This window comes from Desulfovibrio sp. 1188_IL3213 (assembly GCF_036763145.1).
Classification (GTDB): Bacteria; Desulfobacterota; Desulfovibrionia; order Desulfovibrionales; family Desulfovibrionaceae; genus Desulfovibrio.
The window spans coordinates 1-1,006 of record NZ_JBAIYR010000629.1 but is presented as its reverse complement, the minus strand read 5'-3'; the positions used below and the strand labels follow the sequence as shown (position 1 = coordinate 1,006).

Here is a 1,006-nt window from a genome sequence, read left to right as displayed (position 1 = left end):
AGCCTTCAAGCCGCCAGTCTTTTGTCAGGGCGGCAAGGGCTTCGGGAGCAACGGCGTCAGCCGGGGGCATGCGGCGCACAGGCTCTTTTATCTGGCCCACGATGGCGTCTCCGAGCACCATGACCGGGTTGGCATACTTGAAGGCCAGAGCAAAGGCGCGGAACATGAAGTCATAGCATTCCTGGGCAGTGGCCGGGGCCAGCACCAGATTGCGGTGGTCGCCGTGGCCGCCGCCCTTGACGGCCTGAAAATAGTCGCCCTGTGAGGGACCGATGTCGCCAAGGCCCGGCCCGCCGCGCTGCATGTTGACCATTACCCCCGGCACGTGGCTGCCCGCCATGTAGGAGATGCCCTCCTGCATGAGGGATATGCCGCAACTGGAGGAAGACGTGAGCGCCTGAATGCCGCAGGCCGCAGCGCCCAGCAGCATGTTGACGGCAGCCACTTCGCTCTCGGCCTGTACAAACTGTCCGCCATGTTCCGGCAGCAGCGAAGAAAGCACTTCGGGGATTTCGTTCTGCGGCGTGATGGGGTAGCCGAAGTAGCAGCGGCAGCCAGCGTCAACAGCGCCGAAGGCCACGGCCTCGTTGCCCTTGATGAGGATACGCTCAGAGGAATTCTGGCTTTGGCTCATGCCTCGCCCCCTTTTTTTCCGGCGCTTTTGAAGACACGGATAGCCACATCCGGACACATGACGGCACAGGAAGCGCACCCCGTACACTGTCCGTCCATTTCCATAACTTCATAACCCTGGCGATTGAACCGGCCCGATGGCCGCAGAATATGCACGGGGCAGGCTTCCACGCACAGGCGGCAGCCCTTGCAGCGTTCTTCCAGAAACACGATTCGTGACATGTTTACTCCTTGGGGGGGCTTTGCCCGACTGGGGAAGGCAAACAGGTCGCCGTGGGCGGCCTGTGCCTTGGGGCCTTGCCTTCAAGGCCCTTCCGTACCCCGGCATGCCTTGCAGGACCATCCCGAAAGGCGCGCCGGCCGCACGCCGCCC

Annotated in this window: 1 protein-coding gene and 1 pseudogene; both read right to left on the bottom strand. The window is 63.0% G+C overall.

What is annotated here, in order from left to right:
• Positions 1–634, bottom strand: a pseudogene (locus V6C16_RS14140) (3-methyl-2-oxobutanoate dehydrogenase subunit beta); the annotation flags it as partial.
• Positions 631–855, bottom strand: a complete 225-nt coding sequence (locus tag V6C16_RS14135; RefSeq protein WP_291438705.1) for an indolepyruvate ferredoxin oxidoreductase subunit alpha — start codon at positions 853–855, stop codon at positions 631–633. The pseudogene V6C16_RS14140 and the gene V6C16_RS14135, both read right to left, overlap by 4 nt.
• Positions 856–1,006: the final 151 nt, after the last annotated feature.

Excerpts from the sequence above, each read along its gene's own strand:
- V6C16_RS14135 (WP_291438705.1), bottom strand. The coding sequence starts at position 855 with ATGTCACGAATCGTGTTTCTGGAAGAACGCTGCAAGGGCTGCCGCCTG.